The organism is Candidatus Magnetobacterium casense, from assembly GCF_019173545.1.
GTDB classification, from domain to species: Bacteria; Nitrospirota; Thermodesulfovibrionia; order Thermodesulfovibrionales; family Magnetobacteriaceae; genus Magnetobacterium; species Magnetobacterium cryptolimnobacter.
Map to the genome: position 1 here is coordinate 1 of NZ_JABXWD010000014.1, position 21,781 is coordinate 21,781.

17 protein-coding genes and 4 pseudogenes are annotated in these 21,781 nt (G+C 48.3%); 13 read left to right on the forward strand and 8 right to left on the reverse strand.

The genetic code is table 11. The features are described from left to right. A partial coding sequence (locus HWQ67_RS20350; protein ID WP_218250885.1) for a transposase occupies positions 1–118 on the reverse strand: 118 nt, incomplete at its 3' end. Between the two features lie 90 nt (positions 119–208). Between HWQ67_RS20350 and HWQ67_RS01500 the strand changes: the two genes are divergently transcribed. The 5 genes and pseudogenes from HWQ67_RS01500 to HWQ67_RS20365 form a co-directional block, all read left to right on the forward strand. Beyond that, complete coding sequence (locus HWQ67_RS01500) at positions 209–1,690, forward strand: IS701 family transposase (protein ID WP_218250870.1); 1,482 nt, start codon at positions 209–211, stop codon at positions 1,688–1,690. Between the two features lie 315 nt (positions 1,691–2,005). Next, positions 2,006–2,509: pseudogene (locus HWQ67_RS20355) on the forward strand (MCP four helix bundle domain-containing protein); the annotation flags it as partial. A gap of 9 nt (positions 2,510–2,518) precedes the next feature. Beyond that, positions 2,519–4,375 (forward strand): methyl-accepting chemotaxis protein, encoded by a 1,857-nt coding sequence (locus HWQ67_RS01505; protein WP_425340690.1) that lies wholly within the window; start codon positions 2,519–2,521, stop codon positions 4,373–4,375. Between the two features lie 173 nt (positions 4,376–4,548). Further along, a pseudogene (locus tag HWQ67_RS20360) lies at positions 4,549–5,325 on the forward strand (MCP four helix bundle domain-containing protein); the annotation flags it as partial. 150 nt (positions 5,326–5,475) lie between these two features. Then, a pseudogene (locus HWQ67_RS20365) lies at positions 5,476–7,044 on the forward strand (methyl-accepting chemotaxis protein); the annotation flags it as partial. Positions 7,045–7,216: 172 nt separating this feature from the next. On the opposite strand, the gene hisH reads toward HWQ67_RS20365, so the two are convergent. The 6 genes from hisH to HWQ67_RS01540 form a co-directional block, all read right to left on the reverse strand. Beyond that, positions 7,217–7,849 (reverse strand): imidazole glycerol phosphate synthase subunit HisH, encoded by a 633-nt coding sequence (gene hisH / locus HWQ67_RS01515; RefSeq protein ID WP_218250873.1) that lies wholly within the window; start codon positions 7,847–7,849, stop codon positions 7,217–7,219. Positions 7,850–8,007: 158 nt separating this feature from the next. Then, positions 8,008–8,259 (reverse strand): sulfurtransferase TusA family protein, encoded by a 252-nt coding sequence (locus HWQ67_RS01520; RefSeq protein ID WP_218250874.1) that lies wholly within the window; start codon positions 8,257–8,259, stop codon positions 8,008–8,010. Between the two features lie 28 nt (positions 8,260–8,287). Further along, entirely contained in the window at positions 8,288–8,701 is a 414-nt protein-coding gene (locus HWQ67_RS01525) for a DsrE family protein (RefSeq protein ID WP_218250875.1), read from the reverse strand. Next, a complete protein-coding gene (locus HWQ67_RS01530; RefSeq protein ID WP_218250876.1) occupies positions 8,701–9,060 on the reverse strand; it encodes a DsrE family protein in 360 nt (119 codons plus the stop codon). Before HWQ67_RS01530 ends, HWQ67_RS01525 begins: the two co-directional genes overlap by 1 nt. A gap of 11 nt (positions 9,061–9,071) precedes the next feature. After that, positions 9,072–9,368 (reverse strand): sulfurtransferase complex subunit TusB, encoded by a 297-nt coding sequence (gene tusB, locus HWQ67_RS01535; protein ID WP_052566674.1) that lies wholly within the window; start codon positions 9,366–9,368, stop codon positions 9,072–9,074. A gap of 381 nt (positions 9,369–9,749) precedes the next feature. Further along, positions 9,750–10,040, reverse strand: a complete 291-nt coding sequence (locus tag HWQ67_RS01540) for a two-CW domain-containing protein (RefSeq protein ID WP_040333588.1) — start codon at positions 10,038–10,040, stop codon at positions 9,750–9,752. Positions 10,041–10,218: 178 nt separating this feature from the next. Between HWQ67_RS01540 and HWQ67_RS01545 the strand changes: the two genes are divergently transcribed. From HWQ67_RS01545 to HWQ67_RS01570, 6 genes are all read left to right on the forward strand, one after another. Continuing rightward, positions 10,219–11,370: an amino acid ABC transporter substrate-binding protein gene (locus HWQ67_RS01545; RefSeq protein ID WP_218250877.1), complete on the forward strand. Its 1,152-nt coding sequence runs from the start codon at positions 10,219–10,221 to the stop codon at positions 11,368–11,370. A 27-nt stretch (positions 11,371–11,397) separates the two neighbouring features. After that, a complete protein-coding gene (locus HWQ67_RS01550; RefSeq protein ID WP_218250878.1) occupies positions 11,398–14,169 on the forward strand; it encodes a hybrid sensor histidine kinase/response regulator in 2,772 nt (923 codons plus the stop codon). Between the two features lie 28 nt (positions 14,170–14,197). Continuing rightward, positions 14,198–14,587 carry a response regulator transcription factor gene (locus HWQ67_RS01555; RefSeq protein WP_218250879.1) on the forward strand — a complete coding sequence of 130 codons (390 nt, stop codon included), beginning with the start codon at positions 14,198–14,200 and terminating at the stop codon, positions 14,585–14,587. Between the two features lie 219 nt (positions 14,588–14,806). Next, a complete protein-coding gene (locus tag HWQ67_RS01560) occupies positions 14,807–15,622 on the forward strand; it encodes an ABC transporter permease (RefSeq protein ID WP_218250880.1) in 816 nt (271 codons plus the stop codon). Next, entirely contained in the window at positions 15,619–17,028 is a 1,410-nt protein-coding gene (locus HWQ67_RS01565; protein ID WP_218250881.1) for an ABC transporter ATP-binding protein, read from the forward strand. The genes HWQ67_RS01560 and HWQ67_RS01565 overlap by 4 nt, the downstream gene beginning before the upstream one ends. Next, a complete protein-coding gene (locus HWQ67_RS01570; protein WP_218250882.1) occupies positions 17,025–18,140 on the forward strand; it encodes a polysaccharide pyruvyl transferase family protein in 1,116 nt (371 codons plus the stop codon). Before HWQ67_RS01565 ends, HWQ67_RS01570 begins: the two co-directional genes overlap by 4 nt. 169 nt (positions 18,141–18,309) lie before the next feature. On the opposite strand, the gene HWQ67_RS01575 is transcribed toward HWQ67_RS01570, so the two are convergent. Then, positions 18,310–19,077, reverse strand: coding sequence for an FkbM family methyltransferase (locus HWQ67_RS01575; protein WP_218250883.1), 768 nt, complete (start codon positions 19,075–19,077; stop codon positions 18,310–18,312). A 157-nt stretch (positions 19,078–19,234) separates the two neighbouring features. Between HWQ67_RS01575 and HWQ67_RS01580 the strand changes: the two genes are divergently transcribed. Both HWQ67_RS01580 and HWQ67_RS20370 read left to right on the forward strand, forming a co-directional pair. Then, positions 19,235–21,601, forward strand: a complete 2,367-nt coding sequence (locus tag HWQ67_RS01580) for a glycosyltransferase (RefSeq protein WP_218250884.1) — start codon at positions 19,235–19,237, stop codon at positions 21,599–21,601. Between the two features lie 59 nt (positions 21,602–21,660). Next, positions 21,661–21,781: pseudogene (locus HWQ67_RS20370) on the forward strand (carbamoyl-phosphate synthase large subunit); the annotation flags it as partial.

A 21,781-nucleotide genomic window follows, 5' to 3' on the forward strand; every position in this document is an offset into this window, starting at 1 on the left:
TGCGTATATTACTTAAATGTACCCTTAATACAGATTTCCAACTTTTGAATACAAGTTCTATACTCCATCGTATTCTATAGACAATATGTATTTTTTCTGATGGTATTAATTTGACAATGTCACATTAGAGGAAAATCGGGTATTTAGTGGATTAACATGTTGATATTCGGTTAAACTATTGTATCTATATAAAAAAAGGAGAATAGGTATGATAAGTTTAGCAAGTGCGGACAATACACCAGAAAAAAGCAGATGGGGATTAAGAATTGAATGGGTTGCAGGGTTAGCAAAAAAGTTACAAGTTTTTTTTGAGAGATACAGTTGTTGTTTCAAAACAAAAACCAGGGATACTAACGGATATGCCTACCATTATATAAGAGGACAGTTGAGAATGAAAGACAAACGTACTTTTGGCAATATAGGGAAAGAGGAGGGAGTAAGTGCTCAGAATATGCAACACTTCATGAGTAATTCTCCGTGGTCTGATCGTAATGTTTATGATCAGATACATAGAGATATCAAGGAAACGCCTGATTTACAAGAAGGTGGAGTATTGATTTTGGACGAAAGTGCTGATGAAAAAGCAGGTAGTAACAGTGCAGGAGCAGCGAGACAATATAATGGTCGAATAGGGAAAGTAGACCAAAGTCAGGTAGGTGTTTTTGTAGCTTATGCGAATTTGGTGAAACATCCAGTATGGACATGGGTGGAAGGAGATTTGTTTCTACCTGAAAGCTGGTTTGATGAATCACAAGCAAAAGTGAGAAAAGCATTGGGTATTCCCGATGATCTGAGGTTTAAAACAAAGATAGAGATAGGGATGGAGAGCCTTAATAGAGTTATAGACAACGGTGTGCCATTTGAGGTAATGTGCTTTGATGGTCTATATGGAAGAAGTGAGTGGCTTCGTATTCAAATACAACAATCTAATCATATCTATATGGCAGAGATACCTTGCGATACGAACGTGTATCTGAGCAAACCTCAATTAGGTTTACCTGAAACTGTTAAAGGCAAGAGAGGTCGCCCTACTAAGAGGGTAAAAGTCATATCAGTGCAGCAGCCAATAAAAGTAAGGGACTTGCTAAAGTCAGGTGATCTTCAATGGCATCGAATTCGTGTCAGACACATCGAGCGAGGAGAGATAAATGATGATTTCGCAATGCAAAGGGTATGGTTGAGATATGGAGATAAAGTGGTAGAGGAGTGGCTAATAATAAGGAAAGAAAGTGCCAACAAGCATTCATATGCCTTATGTAACGCTTCCTCTGATACTGCTCTTTCAAAATTGGCATGGTGGAAATGTCAACGTTACTTCATCGAACGGGCAAACCAAGATGCGAAATCAGAAATTGGATGGGATGAATTTCAAGCACAGAAGTACCGAGCATGGCAGCATCATCTGGCTTTAACCACACTGGCATGTTGGTTTGCTGCTACGATAAAGCTTGAGTTTGCACAAAACCGTGAGGTTGATCCTGAACTTGCTAAACAGTTTGAAATAGAGGTTTTACCTATGTTATCGCTTGCTAACATACGTTTATTATTGGTCTCTGTGATGCCTCTAAAACAACTAACTATTCAGCAAGCTATAGAGCAGATTAACGACACGTTTTTTAACCGAGCAAGTTCTACAGAAAGTCGTTTGAAAAAACTTGACAATTGTTCCTCCAGGTGTGGTATGGTATGAAATGTGACATTGTCAAATTAAAAAAGCATGGTAAAATGGGGTCAAGGGGGCTTCTTCGTGGCCGGGGTGCCTCACCCCCCCTTGCAGGGGAGGTCTGAGGAGGGCCAGGTGCGACTTTTATGGCAGGGGCGGGTGCGACAATTGAGCCAAGGGGCGGCTCGCCCCCCGCTGCGGCAAAATCGTGCCTCACCCCCTGGAGCGTCAAGAAGCGGAGCCGCCCTCCTTCTTTCTTTTACCATGAAATATAAAGAAGATACTTTGTATATGGTATAATTGTAATATATAAATTAAAAGTTTTTGCATAGGAGAAAAGTTATGAAGATTAGTTTGAAGCTACGTTTGGGATTTGGATTTGTACTTATGTTGCTGCTCGTTACCGGGGCAGTCGGGTATTTGGGTATGTCCGCTATTGATAATACCGTAGACAACATGCTCCACACGGATGCAATGCTTGAGAGGAGTTCCATCGGTCTTAAATTAGATACCCTGAACTTACGCAGGTATGAAAAAGATGTCTACATAAACATAGATTCTGCAGAAAAGAGAGAGGGATATGTAACTAAATGGAATGACCTTAAGGGGAAGACCCTGGAGAATATCAACACACTGGAAAAGCTGGCAACAGTAGCTAAGGATAAAGAAATGATTGCATCCATAAAGGTTAACCTTGACGCTTACATTACCGGCTTTGGCAAGGTATATGCCATAATCAGTGAAGGCAGTATAAAAACAACGCAGCAAGCCAACTCGGCTATTGGTGAGTATAAAGACGCTATACGCAAGATGGAGAATATAACAGAGGAGCTCTCTGATGAGGCTGCAAAACGCATGGATGGGGCGGAAAAAGCGGTCAACGAAATTAAGGTACGTTCACAAAATACCATTTTTATCGCCGTCCTGATTGCGCTGATTGCCGTGATAGCATTAAGTTATATGATGATACGTAGTATTGTTACCCCCCTGACTGTGACTACGAATGTCTGTAACACCCTCGCTGATGGAGACCTCAGCATCAACATAAATATCAGCAGCAAGGACGAGATAGGCGTTATGCTGGTCTCCCTCAAGGCCATGGTTGATAAAATGAAATCAGTTATAGCAGAAATAAACATGGTTATTGAGAGTGTTGCAGAGGGCAGACTTGTCACCAGGGGCAACGTCGAGAAGTTCAACGGTGGATACAGGGAGATCATCTATGGTGTAAACAAGGCCCTTGATGCCGTAATTGGGCCACTAAACGTGGCGGCTAACTATGTTGACAAGATCAGTCGTGGCGACATCCCATCTGCGATCACAGATGTGTATAAGGGCGACTTCAACTCAATCAAGAACAACCTCAATACCTGCATAGCAAACATAAACGCTCTTGTTGTTGACGCCAACATGCTTGTTGAGGCTGCGGTGGCCGGCAAGCTGGCAACCAGGGTTGATGCCACCAAGCACGGCGGTGATTACAGAAAGATCGTTGACGGAGTAAACAAGACCCTCGACGCTGTTATTGAGCCGTTAAACGTGGCAGCCAACTACGTCGAGCGGATCAGCAAGGGTGATATTCCCGATATTATAACCGACAGCTACAAGGGTGATTTCAACACCATTAAGAACAACCTCAACGTGTTGATAAAGGCAAGCAATCACATAACCGGTATAGCAAAGGAGATAGCCAACGGTAATCTTGTTGTCGAGGTACGGGAGAGGTCGACAGAGGATGAGTTAATGAGGGCCTTGGGGCAGATGATTCAGAGGCTTACTGACGTGGTAATGGAGATAAAATTGGCCGCTAATAATGTGTCATCCGGCAGTACTCAACTCAGCGCCAGCGCCCAGGAGTTGTCGCAGGGCGCTACCGAGCAGGCAGCCGCGGCAGAAGAGGCCTCGTCCTCCATGGAGGAGATGACGGCCAATATCAGGCAGACCTCAGACAATGCCCAGCAGACCCAACGGATAGCTCAAAAATCCGCCGGCAACGCTCAGGAAGGTGGCAAAGCGGTGGCAGAGACCGTTGTGGCAATGAAGGAGATAGCCGGCAAGATAAAGATCATAGAGGAGATCGCCAGACAGACAAACCTGCTAGCCCTCAACGCCGCCATAGAAGCCGCACGTGCCGGGGAGCATGGCAAGGGGTTTGCCGTGGTTGCCTCCGAGGTCAGACAGTTGGCCGAGCGCAGTCAGGTTGCAGCAGGGGAGATTACCCAAAAGGCCTCCTCAAGCGTCGATGTAGCCGACAAGGCCGGACAGATGCTGGCCGCCATTTTGCCGGATGTGCAGAAGACCGCAGACCTGGTGCAGGAGATAAGTGCTGCAAGCGGTGAACAAAATTCCGGCGCCGAACAGATCAACAAGGCCATCCAGCAACTGGACCAGGTCATTCAGCAAAACGCCTCCGCCTCCGAGGAGATGGCGTCAACCTCCGAAGAGCTGTCAAGTCAGGCCGAGCAGTTGCAGTCGATCATTTCGTTCTTCAAGACCGCAGACGACGCCAGGACATCGGCCTCCACACAGAGAAAATCCATCCCTGTGCAAAAGACAAAGGTTGCCCACGTTACCAGAAAAGACGCTGAAAGACCGGAGTTTCATTCCAAGCAAAAAGAGCTACATACGGAGAGAAAACGAATAGGCGTCTCCCTGGGCATCAAGAACGGTGAACATGGCGATGATGACAGCAGGGAATTTGAGAGGTTCTGAATCTTTAAAATCAAGCCTGCGCAAGACCAAGAGCGTCCTGGAGCGAAAAAGAAGGGGTCAAGGGGACTGGTCCCCTTGCAGGGGAGGTCAAGGAGGGGGCGGAGCCGCCCTCCTTGTTCTTGTATTGCACACGATTGAAACGCTCTATACAATAGCACATTAGGAGGATTGTTATGAAATGGTTCTATGACCTGAAGATCAGTACGAAATTATTAACCGGTTTTGTCCTGGTGGCCATGATTGCAGGCGCCATAGGTTACTTAGGGGTTACATATGTCAACAGGTTGGCAGAGAAAAGTAACGTTATGTACGAGGAAGCACTAATCCCTCTTACTACCATGGGCGATATCAATGACAGGTTCCAAATGGTTCAAACAAACCTGCGTGATTTTCTGCTCAATGAAAAGGCGGAGGATAGGCTGAAGTTTTCCAACACCATAAAGGAGCTTACACAAGAGCTGGATAAACTATCCAGGGATTTTGAAAAGACAATAGGCGATAAAGCGGAGGAGAAGGCTGCCTTCAAGGAGTTCGTTGACGCCATGGCAGTGGTACGACCACTCATAGGCAAGGCGCTTGAGTTGGCATCTTCCGGCAGGCAAACAGAAGCAATCAACCTTGTGGAAAACGAGCTTATAAATGCAGCCGGGACACAAGAAGAGGCAGTGGATAAGCTCATTAGTTATAACAAAAAAATGGCTGAAACTACAAACGATAATAACAAAAAAGACGCCAAAACAGTAACAATGATGATAATCACGTTTACGTCTGTCGGTGTACTCGTTGCCATTGTCCTTGGTCTGTTAATAGCCAGGCTAATCTCCAGACCGGTGAAGAAAATGGTCGATGTCGCCAACAGGTTGGCCGCAGGGGACGTGGATGTAGAGATCGTTGAGGATACAAAGGACGAGATAGGGGTACTTGCCCAATCGTTAAGGCTTGTTATAGAAAACATAAGGGAGTCTGCCTCAGTGGCTGAGAAGATTGCCGCCGGGGACCTGAGTGTCGAGGTCAAGGCAAAGTCAGCCAAAGACGTACTGGGTAAGAGCATGGTACTGGTTGTTGAGATCTTACGCAATCTGGTGGCGGAGATGGCTGCGCTGACAAAGGCGGCGGTTGATGGCAGACTTGCCACCAGGGGCAGTGCCGCAAAGTTCAACGGCGGCTACAGAGAGATCGTTGATGGTGTAAATAAGACCCTTGATGCCGTGATCAGCCCGTTAAACGTGGCGGCCAACTACGTCGAACGGATCGGCAAGGGCGACATCCCGCCTGCCATCACGGATACATACAACGGCGACTTCAACGCCATCAAGAGCAACCTCAATGCCTGTATAGCAAACATCAATGCCCTCGTAGCCGATGCCAACAGCCTTGTCGAGGCGGCGGTGGTCGGTAAACTTGCAACCAGGGCAGATGTCGCAAAACACGGCGGCGATTACAGAAAGATCGTTGACGGCGTAAACAAGACCCTTGATGCCGTGATTGGGCCGCTAAACGTGGCAGCCAACTATGTTGACAGGATCAGCAAGGGCGATATACCCGATGTCATAACCGACAGCTATAACGGCGACTTCAACACCATCAAGAACAACCTCAACGTGTTGATAAAGGCAAGCAATCAAATAACGACAATAGCAAAGGATATCGCCAACGGTAATCTGGTTGTCGAGGTACGGGAGAGATCGGCAGAGGATGATTTAATGAGGGCCTTGGGGCAGATGGTTCAGAGGTTGACGGACGTGGTGACGGAGATAAAGTCGGCAGCGGATAACGTATCGGCCGGAAGTGCGCAACTCAGTGCCAGTGCTCAGGAGTTGTCACAGGGTGCAACCGAACAGGCGGCCGCGGCAGAAGAGGCCTCGTCCTCCATGGAGGAGATGACGGCCAACATCAGGCAGACCTCAGACAATGCCCAACAGACCCAACGGATGGCTCAAAAGTCCGCCGTCAATGCACAGGAAGGCGGCAAGGCTGTGGCGGAGACCGTAGTGGCAATGAAGGAAATAGCCAGCAAAATTACTATCATAGAGGAGATAGCCAGACAGACAAACCTATTGGCCCTCAACGCAGCCATAGAGGCCGCACGTGCCGGGGAGCACGGCAAGGGGTTTGCCGTTGTTGCCTCCGAGGTCAGACAGTTGGCCGAACGGAGTCAGATTGCAGCCGGGGAGATCACACAAAAGGCCACCACAAGCGTCGAAGTAGCCGACAAGGCCGGACAGATGTTGGCCACCATACTGCCCGACGTACAGAAGACCGCAGAACTGGTACAGGAAATAAGTGCGGCAAGCAACGAGCAAAATTCCGGCGCCGAACAGATCAACAAGGCCATCCAGCAACTGGACCAGGTCATTCAACAAAACGCCTCCGCCTCAGAAGAGATGGCCTCAACTTCCGAGGAACTGTCAAGTCAGGCCGAGCAGTTGCAGTCGATCATTTCGTTCTTCAAGACCGCCGACGATGCCAGATTCCAGGCGCCTACACAGAGAAAGCCACTCCCCACGCAAAAGGTAAGGGTTACACACGTTGCCAGGAAGGACACCGAACGGTCGGAATCTCGCTTTAAGTCAAAAGAGCTGCACACGGGTAAAAAAAGCACAGGTGTTTCCATTGCCATTAAGGGCGGTGAGGACGATGAACACGGCAGTGAATTTGAGAGGTTCTGAGGTTACTGCGATGTGGTGAAAAGATATACCAAATACTACCCATAATTGTAGCAAAGAGAAAGAAAGGGGCGGCTCCGCCCCCCTTCAGAACCCCCTGCAAGGGGACCAGTCCCCTTGACCCCATAATGCTTAACCTTCTATCATCACAGAAATATTTACAGTAACAAAAAATTCAGGTTTTTTTTACGAAAGCGGCAAAGTTTTTCAATATACCCAGGCCGAGCTTCTGGCTTTTTTCGGGGTGAAACTGCATTGCAAAGACGTTGTCCCGTGCAACCATAGACGTAAACCCTATGCCGTACTGCGTGGTAGCAGCAACGATCGATTCATCCGTCGGGGCTACGTAGAAGGAATGTACAAAGTAAAAATACCCTCCACCATCGGGGATGTCACCGGATGCAATGCCACTCATCAGGGACGTGTGTTTGGTGGGCATAACACGGTTCCATCCCATGTGTGGCACCTTGAGGTCGTTTACGGGAAACCTCACCACCTTGCCGTCAAATACGTTCAACCCTCTGCAGTGGCCAAACTCCTCCGACTCGGTAAACAACAACTGAAGCCCCAGGCATATGCCCAGAAACGGCTTGCCCTTTTCTATGCAGCGCACAACCACCTCTGCCAGCGATAAGCCCTCAAGGTTGGCCATGCAATCCCTGAATGCCCCAACACCGGGTAACACCACACCGGAGGCGTTTTCTATATCCCCGACACTGCTGGTGACCACCGCATCGGCACCAACCTTGGCAAAGCCCTTGGCAACACTCCTGAGATTGCCCATTCCATAATCAACAATTGCTATCATCACATCCCGCCGTAAAAACACCCGATTGTGCACCACAGTGGAGGGCGCTTGCAAACGAGACCACGGTCTGTCTATCCGTTGCCCCACTCACAGTGCCCACGCCCACTTGCGGCGCTTAAATCCCGATGTTGCTTAACCCCCCGGTGTAAGCTGCGGGGCTACTTTTTCTTGATATATAACTCCCAATGTCCCTTATCCTCTACCTTGACCGAATCAAAGCTATGCCCTTCCTTATTGGCATATTTTGGTATGGAGTCCTCAGCCGATGCCGGGGCGTCACAGAGCACCTTTAACAGGGTGCCACTGGGCAATTTTTCGAGCTTCTTCTTTGTCAACACCAGCGGATATGGGCACACCCTCCCCAGGACGTCCAGGGTTTCGTTGGGCTGCTCGTTTCTCAAGTCAGACATGTCTTAAAAGACCTCCTTTTAAACTGAATCAGAAAAATAATATATGGTCAGAGGTATTCATCTCTTCCATGATGTCATCAAAGGGCACAACTTCGGAAACGATATCGGCGCCCAGGTCCTCTGCGTCCATGATGAGGGCATCCTCGCTCAGACCAAAGCGCTTGACGTCCTCGGCACAGATGAGGAGCTTGATGTCCGTCAGCAGGGCATTTTTGATGTGCGACTCAAGGCTCGTTATACCGTAGATATCGGGTGCCTTCTGGTCTTTTATGCAGTTTAAGACGCCCTCTCCGATGAATGCCAACACCGGCGTTATGTTTTCGTCTTCTTCGAGGTGTATCTCCACCGTCTGACTTGATATGGCGTGAGTCAATGCCAGTCTCGACGTCTCCGTCTTATATGGCAGCTTGTCTACCACGAAGGCTACTTTCTTTATCGCCATTACTCACCTCCTATGTGCAATACCCTGTCGGCGCTGAAGCAACTGGCAAGGTACCAGTCCATACTCTTTCTGCCAAAGCCGTCGATGAGGTCTTCCTTGTGGTATCCCCTGGCCTCGGCACAGGCCTCACATGCGGTTACGTTAACGCCGCCCGCAACCAGGTCCTTGATAGTCTTCTCCAGCGACGAGTAATCTTTAAAGGAGCGCTGCCCCTTCTTGGAAAGCATTGTGCCATTGCCCGATAACCAAATATCTACGTCATGGCCTTTCTTTCTGGTTGCCTCGGCTAATTTTACAACAAAATCGGTGGTCATTGACCCCACAAGAGATGAAAAACAGCCTATGGTTAATTTGCTCATTTGTCGTTCTCCTATAGCCAAATTATCTTTTCATATTCATTGAAAATCAGATCAACAAGACCGTCATAGTCAACTACCTTGACCTTGCTGTCAACACTATCAACACTCAATCCCCGTGACTGCAAATCCTCAGAAAGCGCATATATCGTAGCGTTCTTACTGAGGATCGGTGAGGACTTGCCATCTTCCTTCAGGGCTGCGTTGTAAACTCCGTTTTGCACGAGTATTACTCCGAGCTTTTCAGCCTTCAGCCTGCTGAGGGTATCATTGTCTTTGCTGTACTGGCTGACAAATACCCCTAATTTCATAAATCCACCCCCTTTATATCCAGTGATATAAATCTGTATGTTAATTTCATCTATAAAATCCTATAGTCTACATTTATAACAGATAGCCGGAGCGTTTGTCAACTGGCAACTGCAAGACTTAGAACTATACTGATCGGATTCGAGTTTTTTCGGGTATCAAAATTGCTCGCATACAAGAAAGAAAGGGGCGGCTCCGCTTCTTTGTCGCTCCAGGACGCTCCTGGCCCCCTTCAGAACCCCCTGCAAGGGGACCAGTCCCCTTGACCCCATTATCTTGTTATCAAACATCATGCCTGAAAAAACCTGCGTCATTTCAGTATACCGCATTAGAAAAAAATAGCTATCGAGCTATGTGGACAAGAGGGGTGAGGTCAGGGAGATTCAGAGATTTTGCCTGACCAGCTTATAGAACCTGCACTCCCGGCAGTCCCTGACCGTTACGCAGTAGATGCAGTAGGGGTCTTTGCCGCTAAAGGTTCCCGCCAACAGCCAACATCTCCTGCCTGCCTCATGCAGATAGGCGGGGCAGCGCGTATAGGTCTGCGAGGGACACTTCATTGCCTGCCAGCAAGGTTCCCTCTCCTTCTTGCTTATATCCAGCTTCTCAAAGGCCTTTACCAGGGTCTCATAGGCCATACGACCGGGGCATGGTTTTTTCTTTACCTTTTCCATCACCTTATAAACTTATGCTGTCTATTGTAACATAATTTCCGTGATAATTATGACAGGAAGGATACAGAAAAAAACCGGAATCAAATCCCCACTTTATCTCCTGGATACGATTGTCCCGGGTCTTTTTACTTACTGTTGACATAATTGGTGTAACTATAGTAACCTAAAAACAGGCGAAATGGTAAGATTGATTATAAATATATTTTTGTTTTTACTGTTACCCCTGTTGAGCTTAACAGCCGCAGAACCAATAAGATTTGGTGTGACGCTTGGTTTAACGGGAAAAGATGCCGAACTTGCGGAGATGCAAAAGAAAGGGTTTCTGCTTTGGCAAAAAGATGTCAATAAAAGGGGCGGAATACTCGGAAGAAAAGTGGATATTATTGTATATGACGACAATAACAATAAAGATACCGCAAAATCACTCTACGAAACCCTCATACTAAAAGATAAGGTGGACCTTCTGTTTGGTCCATATTCAAGCGGTATAACCGGGGCCATACTTCCCATAACGGAAAAGTACGAGTATCCGGTGCTTGTTTCAGGCGCATCGGCTGATGAATTATGGAAACAGGGGTATAAGTATGTTTTTGGTATTTTTATACCTGCAAGCAGATATGCAGTTGGTTTTTTAGAGGTGGCAGCCGGCAGCGGCATAACCGACATTGCCATTGTTTATGCTGATGACACCTTCTCAAAGAGCATCGCCTCCGGTACCAAGGAATGGGCTGAAAGGTTTGGGATGCGTATCGCTTTATACAGGGAATTCAAGAAGGGAAGAGAAAACCTCGATGATATAGCGTCAGAGGCAAAGGCATCAGGTGCAAAAGGCCTTATCGTATGCGGGCACTTTAACGAAGCGGTAGCAATGCGCTTATCCCTGGAAAATATCCGGTGGAGACCAAAGGCATATTTTGCCTCCGTTGGCCCTGTTCTTCAGTCATATTATGACAAGCTGGGAGCGCAGGCAAACCATACATTTTCGTCGTCCCAGTGGGAACACCATGAGGGTGTAAATATACCTGCCAGCACGGCATTTTATCGTGCCTTTACAACCGCTTATGGGATGGAGCCGTCATATCACGCTGCAACTGCGTATGCCGCAGGTGAAATATTTGAGGCGGCTATTGCAAAGGCTAAGACCACTGACAGAAAACAAATAAGACACCTGTTATCAACAATGAACACAATGAGTATATTGGGAAAATATGGTGTTGACAGCACAGGTATGCAGATAAAACACTTTACCATTACAATCCAATGGCAAAATGGTAAAAAAGAAATCGTCTGGCCAAAAGAACTGATGACCTCAAAACCTGTATTTGAATAAAATCCCCACAGTTTTTTGATAAATTACATGGGAAATTTGAGATGGTTTTTAAACAAGATAACTAAGACACTTTCTATCAGGGTCATAGCACCTATTGTTGTTTTTATAGCGCTAATGGGGGTGAGCCTCTACATCTTTGTACTCAGTGCAATCACTGACTTCTCGGAAAATAGTATAAAAGAAGATATGGAAAGACTATCGCACGAAATATATAATATTGCCAATAAAACGGCAGATGAACTTGCCAATACCGGTCTTTCATCTGGTGATGGTAAGGTAAAAATCAAAAAAATGCTTACCCTTGGAATAATCGAAGACTATATGAGACAGAATAATCTGATAGCAATTATACATGAAAACGACAAAGAGCTGTTTTTATCTGATGATCTTCCGGGCAAGCCAATGGAACTTGTTGATAGAACAAAACAAGAGAATATGACAAGCCTGATACGACTAAAAAAAGGAGACTTCTATTCCTATCATTTTCATTTTGAACCTTGGCAATGGAATATTGTACTAATAAAAGATGCAAAGGAGTATGCTTTTATATTAAACAGGGTAAAAAAAGCTTACAGGATAACCGGCATTATATTGACGGCAGCGTTTTTCCTGCTTGCTTACTATCTGAAAATGACAATAAAACACCCTCTTCAAAAGATCATCTGTCCTGTCAGAAGGGGTGAAAAACCCCAGTATAAAGGTATAGATGATTTTGAATTTCTGAGTGACTGTATAAGCCGGATGATGGACTCTTTGCATAGCGCCAGAATTACTGCAGAGGATGCAAGTCGGGCAAAGAGTGAATTTCTTGCCAACATGAGCCATGAGATACGCACTCCATTAAACGGCATTATAGGGATGACCGAGCTTATGTATGACACAGAGGTGACCCATGAACAGAGGGAGTATCTTGATATGGCAAAGAGGTCTGCCGATTCGCTCATGGGGGTAATAAACGACATCCTGGACTTTTCCAAGATCGAAGCCGGCAAACTTGAACTCGACCCTATAGATTTCAGTCTGCGTGACAACATCGGCGATACATTAAAGACCCTTGCCCTGAGGGCTCATAAGAAAGGTCTTGAACTGGCTTACTCAGTACCACCGGAGACGCCAGACTTCATCATCGGCGATCCTGGAAGACTCCGGCAAATAGTAGTAAATCTTGTCGGCAATGCCATAAAATTCACCGAACATGGAGAGATTATTTTAGATGTAACAACGCAATCCCATATGGATGATAAGATATGCCTGCGTTTCTCCGTAAAGGATACCGGTATTGGTATCTCTCAGGACAGAAGAGAAAAGATATTCGAGTCATTTTCACAGGCTGATGGTTCAACTACCAGGAGATACGGCGGCACGGGCCTGGGGTTGACTATATCACGCAAACTTGCAGAGATGATGAACGGTGATATTAGCGTAGAAAGCGAGCCTGGAAAGGGGTCTGTTTTTCATTTTACGGCCACTTTCGGGGTGCAGGCCGAGCTGCATAAGCAACCGGATCCAAAAAACTTTGACAGTTTAAAGGGATTGTCGATCCTGGTTGTAGATGATAATGCAACAAACAGACGTATTCTTAAGGATATTGTAATAAACTGGGGCATGGAGCCAGTCCTTGCAGAGGATGCCCTGGCGGCACTTGGAATACTGGATAATGCAGCAACCGGGGGTAGAGGCTTTGACCTCATAATCACAGACGCAAATATGCCGAATATGGATGGTTTTGGCCTTGTTAATAAGATCATACAGACTTATAAGAACAAAAGGCCTCCCATAATATTGCTTACCTCATCAGGGCAGAGGGGAGATGCAGCCAGATGCAGGGAGCTTGGCATTTCCGCTTACCTGATAAAACCCATTAAACAGTCCGAACTCCTGGACTCTATCATGAGAGTCATGGGTGAGCATGATGTGGAGCCAAAACCCTCTCTGCTTACCCGTCATAAACTCAGGGAAAACAAAAAAAGACTTAACATCCTGATAGCTGAAGACAATGATATAAACCAGAAGTTAATAGTAAAGATGCTTCAGAGATATGGGCATGACACCTCACTGGCAAACAACGGCAAGGAAGCTGTCAGGATGTTGAAAGAACAGTCCTTTGATCTGGTCTTAATGGACGTACAGATGCCAGAAATGGACGGCTTTGAAGCAGTAAAACTCATCCGTGCAGGGGAAAAAGAGGGTGGTGCATATATTCCCATAATAGCGATAACGGCCCATGCCATGAAAAGTGATATTGACAGGTGTATGGAGTCGGGAATGAACGGGTACGTCTCAAAACCAATAAAGGTCGATAAGCTTATCGCTGAAATCAACAGAGTCACGGAAGAAAAAGTAGTTGCTATGAATCAAAAAAAGAGTACCGATGAGGATACAAACGCGCCGGTACCCTTGCCTGTTGACGCCAGGGTACTGGCTGAGGAGAGGCAGTGGTGGGAAGACGAAGGGGCCGAATTTATCGACAAGTACATAGAGAAGTTTTCCCGGCACATCAAAGAGATTGAAACTGCGGTGGGTACCGATGATGTGGAACGTCTCCTCATGCCAGCCCATGATCTGAAGTCAGGCAGCGCCTCTGTAGGCGCATTGCAAATGTCGAAACTGGCTGAAAAACTGGAGCGAATGGCAAAAAATAAGCAAATAACCTCAAATGCACACGATATGGTGAAAAGTCTTCGCCGTGAATATGAAAAAACTATAGAAGTACTCAGCAAAGCAAAGGAGTTTTTGTACATTGCAACGGATGAGGAATTCATTAAAAAGCTCAATGAATCCCAAATATCAACTCTGTAACTTAATCTACATTGACAGGAGTATACATATGAAGATTTTAATAGCTGACGACGATAAATTACACAGGGATAAACTGAAAAAGTTTTTTTCAAAATTTGCTAACGTCTATGACACAGACGATGGCAAACTAGCCGTTAGTTTATTTAAACACCACATGAAGGATAAGAAATTTGACCTGGTTGTCCTGGATAATCTGATGCCTTACTGTGGCATGGATACCCTCGATGATATCAGAAAAGAAGAGGGTACAGTAAAAGACTCCCCTGCCGTCATTTTTATGGTCTCAGGGTTTGAAGATATTGATGAAAAAAAAGAGGCATATAAAAAAAGGGCAAACGAGTACTTTGTTAAAGGTCAGGGATGCACACCTGCCATCCTGAAGGAGGCCATGAAGAAGCATGGTTTAATACAGGATTAGATTGGTTTGGATGTATCCTCTAAAAAAAACATGGTAAAAGGCTGCGCAGGAACCAGGTGCGACTTGGAGCAAAAAAGAAGGGGTCAAGGGGACTGGTCCCCTTGCAGGGGGGTCTGAGGGGGGGCAGAGCCGCCCCCTTCTTTTTTTCGGGTCAAATGTGATTGCTCTGCAGGAGTCTTCTTGACAACAGACTGGGAATAGGTTTATATTCTATACAAAATGATTGGCTGGATAAACCGCTTTGCGGATAAACTCGTAACAAACAGACACATGATAAAATGCCTGGTGGTGCGTGAACTGAAAAGTCGCTATGCCGATTCGCTCATAGGTTCTTCCTGGGCCATCCTGCATCCAGTTGCAACGGTGGCCACGTACACGTTTGTCTTTTCATACGTGTTGAAGGCCAAACTGGGACAAAGCTCGGGGACGGACAACTTTGTATTGTGGCTGCTCAGTGGCATACTGCCGTGGTTCTTTTTTTCGGAAACCATACAGCGCTCCCTGCACATACTGATCGAAAACAAAACGCTTATCACAAAGAGCGTCTTTCCGGCGGAGCTTTTATTGTTGAGCAACCTGCTGGCCAACCTGGTAAAACATGGGATCATGTTTATCATAATCATGTCGCTGATACTGGTGACAGACAGGAGACTGCCGCACATGCTCTGGTATCTGCCTGTGTATGTGGTGCTTTTGAGCCTCTTTACCGTTGGACTGGGGTGGTGTCTCTCTGCGGCTTACGTCTATGTCAGAGACGTCGGACAGGTGCTCAACGTGGCAATTGGGCTGTGGTTTTTCTACACCCCCATTGTGTATGAGCCGTCAAATATTCCAGCGGGGTTGCAGCCGCTTCTGCGAATAAACCCTCTGTATCACATCGCAGAGGGATATCGGGTTTCCATGCTGGGTGTGGAGAGACTTCCGGAGGGCTTTTATGGCGGTTTGCTCTACCTGGGGGTACTGAGCGTTGTCGTCTGTATCGTTGGAGGCATCGTGTTTAAGTACCTCAAACGGGACTTTGCGGAGATGCTGTGAATGCCGATACCCTTGTGCAAAACCAAAAGGCGATCTCCGTCATAGGTCTGAGCAAAAAGTACAGGATATACGCAAATGCCAGCGATAGGCTAAAGGAGCTGTTAAGCCTCAACAAACGCATCTGTCACCGGGAGTTCTGGGCGCTCAAGGACGTCACCTTTGACGTAAACCGCGCCGAGGCAGTGGGCATCCTTGGTAGCAACGGTTGTGGCAAGAGTACGCTGTTGCAGATCATCTGCGGCATACTGAGTATGACGTCGGGGGTGGTGATCAAGCATGGCCGGATTTCGGCACTCCTGGAGTTGGGGGCCGCCTTTAATCCGGAATTCACGGGCAGATCAAACGTCTACGTAAACGGTGCCCTGATGGGTTACTCCAGACAGGAGATGGACGCCCTGCTGCCCTCCATTGTGGAGTTTGCCGACATCGGGCAGTTCATAGACCAGCCAATGAAGATATACTCTACGGGGATGTACGTGCGTCTTGCCTTTGCCTGTGCGGTGGTTACGAGGCCGGACATCCTGGTCGTTGACGAGGCCCTGAGCGTGGGTGACATTTTCTTCCAGCAGAAGTGCTTCAGGGCCATACGTCGGATAATAGACGAGGGTACAACGTGCCTGTTTGTCTCCCACGACATGGAGGCGGTGCGATTTTTGTGCGACAGGGCAGTGATATTAAAAAGCGGAGAAGTTGACTTCATTGGCCCGGCAGTAGAGGCCATCAATAAATACGCCGCATCTCTCAACGTAAAGAAGACGTATGTCAGCACTGCCCTTGTCACGCCGCCGGAGTCGGAGGCATCCTCCCGTATCGGGGCGTTGATGACGCCCGAGGATATCCTGGCACATAACGTCCTGGACGACATATCCACCGTGGACAATGGTGGCAGGGTTGTCAGACACGGAGCCGGCGCAATGGTGTTTCTTGCCCTGCGGGTGACCAATGAGGATGGTCTGGATACGCTGGCCGTTGAGCTGATGCGCTGTCTGGACTTTCACGTCCTGGTTAGGGCAAACGAGGCGATAATCGATCCCAATGTGGCGGTTACGTTGTTTGACCGGCTTGGCAATTTCGTCTTTGCCGGAGGTGCCAGACAGGTTGGACACCGGTTGCCGGACATGTCTGCCGGTGATAGCCTGGTAGTGCGTCTGAGGCTGACATTTACCGTAAAGCCGGGGTATTACACCTTTGGTATCGGGGCGTCAGAGCCATCGGAGTCGGGTGTCTGTCATCATGACAGGTTCGATGGCCTGGGTCCGGTTATAGTGACATTTGACGAAACCAATGAGTTGCCATTTCACGGCATGACAATGATGCCCCTTGAGGTGGGACACGGAGGGCAACGCAGCTTTCAACATGGCAACGCATCAGCAACTGAGGTACCCTCAGCGGTATTTAGCTTATGAAGATACATGTGGCATTTTCTGGGCTTGGCGCCGGAAACATCGGCGATGAGGCAATGATGCAGGGGTTTCTGTCCATTCATCCGCTGCCGGAGGGAACCACCATCGAGGTCTGGGACAAGGACGAGCCAGTGCTCAGACAGTTCCCTGCCGGGTTAAGGTTTGTCAACTACAGGGATGAGGCAACATGCGACAGGCTATATAAAGAGGCTGATGTCGTGCTCATAGTTGGCACTACAATAGTCAGTGAGATGCAGGGAACGGATTGGCCTCTGACAATATTGGGACAGAAATACAAACGTTGTCATACATTGTCGGTGCCCTGTCATGCCGTTGGTGTTGGCGCAGACCTCATAAGGTCCCATGAGGGAAGGCAACTGTTTACGGATGGCTTTTCGCACATTACGTCATGGACGCTACGCAGTACAAGGAGTAGGGACAATATCGCAGCGATGGGTGTTGCCCACGATCGGGTCTTAGTGGCAGCCGATCTGGCCTGGTTGACACCGCTTGAGGGGGTTGACAGGGATTGGGCACAAAGCCAGTTGCAGCGGATGGGGTGGAGGAGTGGCACTCCATTGGTTGGCGTTAATCTGGTCAATGAGCGGTGGCATGACAACGAAAGCATAAAGGCACAGTTTGCACACGCACTGGACAACCTGGCACAGACGGACGCAATACAGATAGCTTTTATGTGTAATGAGGTTCGTGATGAACAGCCTTATGATAAAGCAGCAGCCCTTTCGGTTGTATCCCGCATGAAGTCAAGGCCTATTATGGTGCCTAACACGTACTTTACGCCCCAGCAGATGATCGCACTACTGTCATTCTGTGATGTAACCGTTTCGTGGCGGTATCATTTTACTCTGTTGAGCTTCCTGGCCGGCGCTTACCCGTTGTCTGTCATCAGGGGGGAGAAGCTGCAGGAGTTGTCTGACGATATCGGTACAATAAGCCTCGGTGTACCTGAGTCTATTACAGCGGAGACACTTGCAAGAAACATACGTCAAGCACTATGTCGCAACGAGGCGGCAAGGACTAAACAGAATGCCGTAATCAACATAATGCGTCAACGCAGTAAGCTCAATGACTCTTTCATCAAAAAACAGGGATGACTTACTTAATCGTAATAGTTCGGCTATCTATTTGAGATGTTGTGTATAATCAGCCAATTGTCAACAAGATAAGAAGGGGTCAAGGGGACTGGTCCCCTTGCGGGAGGGGTCTGAGGGGAGGGCGGAGCCGCTCCCCTTCTTTTTTTTTCTCAGGGGGGAACTATTACAGTTACTCTATAGGTCTTGCCAAGAAGTTTGTTTCGGTGTGTTTTCTATATCGCGTTGTAAAAGCCTCTTCGTACTTTGCCACGAATGTATCCTTTGAATGAGGCCCGCTGCCATCGAGGCTAAAGACGGCCAATCCGCACTCATCTGTGATTAGATCGTAGAGCATCTGAGGGGTTGTGCCATAACCAAAGGCATGCACCTTGGCATGTTCAAAGATGATGTATGGCTGCCATTGTCTGATGGTCTTTTTAGCGCCGTCTATGACGCCGTACTCTCCGCCCTCCACGTCGATTTTAATGAGCCTTATTGGTAACGCTTGCGGTATTATGTTATCGAGCATGTTGACCTCCACATCGATCTGCTCGGAGACCGGATCAATCGGGCAAGGCTGCGGCTTAAGACCACTCCAGCCTGGGATATTGACGAAATGGCAGAACTTACTGGTGCCCACGCTGTTGCTCAGTGCACACTGGTGGATTTTAACGCGTGGAAACCTGTTCTTTAACTGAGGTATGAACCGTGGGAGGGGTTCAAAGGCATAGTGCTCCCCCGCAGGGGCGCGTTGGACTATCCAGTCTAAAACCTCACCGGCATGTGCGCCAACATCAATGCAGTTGGAGTCGTTCCTTAGTATACTGTCCATTATCGCTTTCATGTTTCGGTTGTCGCGCTCCATTCGCAACATACCATCATCGTGGTGGAGCAAAAAAACAGCCTGGTTCAATTCATCTTCTGAGGCGTTGGTCTCTATCTTCTGTACGCTTTCCATATCTGTTCCCTTCAAAGTAAGATTGCTGCGTCACTATTTTAACAGTTATAAAGCAGTCGATGTCAAGAGCAATATGTCTGCCAATGTTGAATCATGGTGTGATAATGTGTCATACTTAAGCATAGTTTAGACATTGCAAAAAGGATCGACAAAAATTATGACAAGGACACAAGACAGCAACAGCAGCAGGATGACCTTACTGTGGGTACGAACGGATTCCATCGGTGACAACGTCCTTGCCTCGTCTATGCTGCCTGAGATACGAAAGAGGTTCCCTGCCCACGCCATAACAGTCCTCTGCCAGGGACACATTGCCGAACTCTATGAGCATTGCCCAGAGATCGACGGAGTTATCCCGTTTGACAAAGAGATGGCCTACACCAACGACGGGTATCGAAACGAGTTGCTCAAAAGACTGCGACTGCTTAAACCTGATATAGCACTGAACACGGTTTTTTCGCGTGAACCAATTACCGATATACTTACCATTGGCAGCATGGCCACACAACGGATTGCCTTCAACGGCGACTTTGCAAACGGCATGACCCAACAACTGCGGCAGACCAACAACCCGCTATACACACGGTTAATCTACACCGGTTGTCAGCAACGTTCCGAAATGGACAGACACGAGGAGTTCCTGTACAATATCGGGATCGAACCCGCACGTGATGGCCTCAGACCGCTCATGTGGCTTTCTCGGCAGGACGAAGCCTTTGCAAATAGCTTCTTTGAGGAAAACGCATTAAGACCACACGAAACTATAGCGCTCTTTCCTTGGGCGCAACACCACCACAAGATATACAATAAATACGCTCAGGTCATTGAGCAGTTTCCGGACTACCACTGCGTAATCGTCGGGGGCAGGGACGCCTCTGATGCGGCCCGTGCCATAAAAGCACAATTGCCCTCCTGCCATGACCTCACCGGCAGGACTACGCTCCGCCAGAGCGCTGCCATAATCGGCAAGAGTCGCATCTACCTCGGAGCGGACTCCTCCGGGGCGCATATGGCCTCTGCCCTGGGGGTTGCAAACGTGGTAGTGCTTGGCGGCGGACACTTTGGACGCTTTATCCCCTACAGTCCCTTAACGACCGCCGTGTGTCTACCCCTGGAGTGCTACGGGTGCGACTGGCAGTGTAGGTATCAGCACACTTACTGCGTCAGCGACATATCGCCGGAGGCCGTTGTACATGCCATGCAGATAGCCCTGTCCACGATAGGTACTCAGCCATCGGGACCGAGGATTGTCGTTGACTGCACACAGGGCAGTGTACGTGGCAACGGTGTGGAGCAATTTATCCGGCCACGGTGGAGGTGGTCGGACAATTACCTTACACTTAGCGACATCGAGGTTATCCATTATCCTGCTGCCTGTAACCCCTCCCAGCCCTCCCCTGACCCCTCACATAAAGGGAGGGGGATTAAAGAGGAAACCGGAGGGACCGCTCCACTTGTTAGCGTGCTGGTTTCCACGTACAACTCCGAGGAGTTCATGAGCGAGTGCCTGGAAGACCTCCAGGGGCAGACCATCGCCTCCAACACGGAGATCATTGTCGTAGATGCCGCATCCCCGCAGAACGAGCAGGCAATAGTGCAGGAGTATCAGCGCCGCTGCTCCAATATCACATACATCAGAACCGGCAGCCGGATCGGTGTCTACGCAGCGTGGAACATGGCAATACAAATAGCACGGGGCCAATACATCACCACCTTTAGCACGAACGACCGCCTGCGACGTGACGCCTTTGAGATTTTGGCCGGATACCTCAATGACACCCCACGTTGTATGCTCGTCTACGGTGACTCTTACCTCACCGAGGTGCCCCACCAAACCTTTGATGTCCACCACTGCCATGACGTCTACAGGTGGCCCGAGTTCTGCTACGAAGACCTCCTGTACAACTGCATGATAGGCCCCCATCCCATGTGGCGCAGGGACGTTCACGACGACATCGGATATTTCGATGTCCGGTACGAGGCCCTTGGAGACCAGGATTTCTGGTTGCGTATTGGTGAAAAGTACGAAATACACCACCTACCCGAGGTTACCGGTCTGTACTGGGTTACCCCCGACGCCCTTTCCCGCAAGGGGCAACTGCCCGCACGGGAACACCATGAGATACGTCTGTACTACCAACAACGCTATCTCAACAGATTAAAGCAGACGGTTACGGCCAATAACCTCTTTAACAACCGCCCTCTGTACATCTGGGGGGCAGGTCAGGCGGGGCAGTTGACTCTGAACATGCTACGCAACTCAGCCATCCCGGCAGAGGGCTTCATAGACGGCGACCCGGGCAAGTGTGGCAAGACCATCGACGGACTGCACATCCACAAGCCATCACACATACAGGAGATGCTCCAGGGCAACAGGCGTCCCTTTGTCGTGATTGCCTCCATGTATGCAGACCAGATACGGCCATTCCTACTAAGTCTGGGCTTGAAGGACAGGCAGGACTTCTGGCGAAACATACACACGTTCTGGGCACTCAAGTGGCTTACGGTAAAAACGGGTTATTGACATTATTCAGGTTTTTTTGTTATCCTGCATGTTAAAACATCATCTTATGACGAGGTAAAATGCCTAAACGATCTGATATAAAAAAGATACTGCTGATAGGCTCCGGGCCTATAATCATAGGCCAGGCGTGCGAATTTGACTACTCCGGCACGCAGGCCTGCCATGCGCTGACCGAGGAGG

What these genes read in the sequence shown, in the direction of transcription:
- HWQ67_RS01580 (WP_218250884.1), top strand. Translation starts at nt 19,235, where the DNA reads ATGACAAGGACACAAGACAGCAACAGCAGCAGGATGACCTTACTGTGG.
- tusB (WP_052566674.1), bottom strand. Translation starts at nt 9,368, where the DNA reads ATGAAATTAGGGGTATTTGTCAGCCAGTACAGCAAAGACAATGATACC.
- HWQ67_RS01500 (WP_218250870.1), top strand. Translation starts at nt 209, where the DNA reads ATGATAAGTTTAGCAAGTGCGGACAATACACCAGAAAAAAGCAGATGG.
- hisH (WP_218250873.1), bottom strand. Translation starts at nt 7,849, where the DNA reads ATGATAGCAATTGTTGATTATGGAATGGGCAATCTCAGGAGTGTTGCC.
- HWQ67_RS01505 (WP_425340690.1), top strand. Translation starts at nt 2,519, where the DNA reads ATGGATGGGGCGGAAAAAGCGGTCAACGAAATTAAGGTACGTTCACAA.
- HWQ67_RS01575 (WP_218250883.1), bottom strand. Translation starts at nt 19,077, where the DNA reads ATGGAAAGCGTACAGAAGATAGAGACCAACGCCTCAGAAGATGAATTG.
- HWQ67_RS01550 (WP_218250878.1), top strand. Translation starts at nt 11,398, where the DNA reads ATGGGAAATTTGAGATGGTTTTTAAACAAGATAACTAAGACACTTTCT.
- HWQ67_RS01555 (WP_218250879.1), top strand. Translation starts at nt 14,198, where the DNA reads ATGAAGATTTTAATAGCTGACGACGATAAATTACACAGGGATAAACTG.
- HWQ67_RS01540 (WP_040333588.1), bottom strand. Translation starts at nt 10,040, where the DNA reads ATGGAAAAGGTAAAGAAAAAACCATGCCCCGGTCGTATGGCCTATGAG.
- HWQ67_RS01525 (WP_218250875.1), bottom strand. Translation starts at nt 8,701, where the DNA reads ATGGCGATAAAGAAAGTAGCCTTCGTGGTAGACAAGCTGCCATATAAG.
- HWQ67_RS01560 (WP_218250880.1), top strand. Translation starts at nt 14,807, where the DNA reads ATGATTGGCTGGATAAACCGCTTTGCGGATAAACTCGTAACAAACAGA.
- HWQ67_RS01530 (WP_218250876.1), bottom strand. Translation starts at nt 9,060, where the DNA reads ATGAGCAAATTAACCATAGGCTGTTTTTCATCTCTTGTGGGGTCAATG.
- HWQ67_RS01545 (WP_218250877.1), top strand. Translation starts at nt 10,219, where the DNA reads ATGGTAAGATTGATTATAAATATATTTTTGTTTTTACTGTTACCCCTG.
- HWQ67_RS01570 (WP_218250882.1), top strand. Translation starts at nt 17,025, where the DNA reads ATGAAGATACATGTGGCATTTTCTGGGCTTGGCGCCGGAAACATCGGC.
- HWQ67_RS01520 (WP_218250874.1), bottom strand. Translation starts at nt 8,259, where the DNA reads ATGTCTGACTTGAGAAACGAGCAGCCCAACGAAACCCTGGACGTCCTG.